This window comes from Roseateles sp. P5_B10 (genome assembly GCF_056400485.1).
In genome coordinates this window covers 1-1,424 of record NZ_JBFULE010001095.1, presented here as the reverse complement: position 1 = coordinate 1,424, position 1,424 = coordinate 1, and the positions used below count along the sequence as shown (strand labels likewise).

The window sequence follows — 1,424 nt, the reverse complement described above, 5'->3', positions numbered from 1 at the left end:
CCAGATCAACGCGCTGACGACCGACCAGGTCCGCACGCTGAACACGGACGACCTCAACAGCCTCACGTCCGACCAGTTCAACAAGCTTTCCACCGCCCAGGTCGCCGTGCTGACGACGGCCCAGTTGAGCAGCCTGGCCACCGACAACCTCAACGCGATGGGTTCGGCCCAGTTCGCGACGCTGAACTCCAGCCAGTTCGGTTCGCTGACGTCGGACCAGTTGCCCAAGATGGAGACGGCCGACCTGCGCTCGGTCACGACCGCCGCGTTGCGCGGCCTCTCTTCCGACCAGATCCTGACGCTGAGCTCCGACGAGGTGTCCAGCCTCACGACCGCCCAGATCGGCTCACTCAGCACATCTCAAGTGCAGGGCCTGACGGCCGGCGACATGACCGCCCTGGGCACCGCCCAGATCGGCGTGCTGAGCTCGACCCAGGCCCAGGCGCTGAACACCGACCAGTTGGCCGCCATCGAGACCGGCGACGTCCGCTTCCTGTCCACGGCCGCCCTGCGCGCCCTGACCAGCACACAGCTGGATGGCCTCACCTCCGACCAACTGCGCGCCCTCTCCTCCAGCCAGATCAACTCGCTGACCACTGCCCAGGTCAGCACGTTGAACACCGACGACCTGAACAGCTTCACGTCCGACCAGTTCAACAAGCTGTCCACCGCCCAGGTCCAGTCGCTGACGACCACCCAGCTCAGCCATCTGGCCACCGACAGCCTCAATGCGATGGGCTCATCGCAGTTCGCGACGCTGAGCTCGGCCCAGTTCGGTTCGCTGACCAGCGACCAGTTGCCCAAGCTGGAGACGGCCGACCTGCGCGCCGTCACGACCGCGGCCCTGGCCGGCCTGACCTCCGACCAGATCCTGACGCTGACCTCCGACGAGGTGGCCGGCCTGTCGACCGGCCAGATCGCCTCGCTGTCGGCCAGCCAGGTCAAGGGCCTGACGGCCGGCGACATGACGGCGCTGAGCAGCGCCCAGGTGGCCGCCCTGAGTTCGGTTCAAGCCGCCGCGCTGAATACCGACCAACTGTCCGCCATCGATGCGGCCGACATGAAGTCGATGACGACGGCCGCCCTGCGCGCCCTGTCGAGCACCCAGATCGATGGCCTGACCAGCGACCAGTTGCGCGCCCTCACCAGCGCCCAGCTCAACGCGCTGACCACCAGCCCGCAGATCGTCGGCCTCAATACCGATGACCTCAATGTCCTGACGACGGACCAAATTGCCCGACTGTCGACCGCGCAGATCCAGGCGCTGACGACCACGCAGCTGAGCAACCTGGTCACCGACAGCCTGAATGCGATGGGCTCGGCCCAGTTCGCCACGCTGTCTTCCAACCAGTTCGGCTCGCTGACGACCGACCAGCTCTCCAAGATGGAGACGGCCGACCTGCGCGCGGTCACGACCCACGACC

Annotated in this window: 1 pseudogene; it reads left to right on the top strand. The window is 66.7% G+C overall.

Annotated features, from left to right (window positions below):
* A pseudogene (locus AC1DU6_RS31115) lies at positions 1 to 1,424 on the top strand (heme utilization protein); the annotation flags it as partial.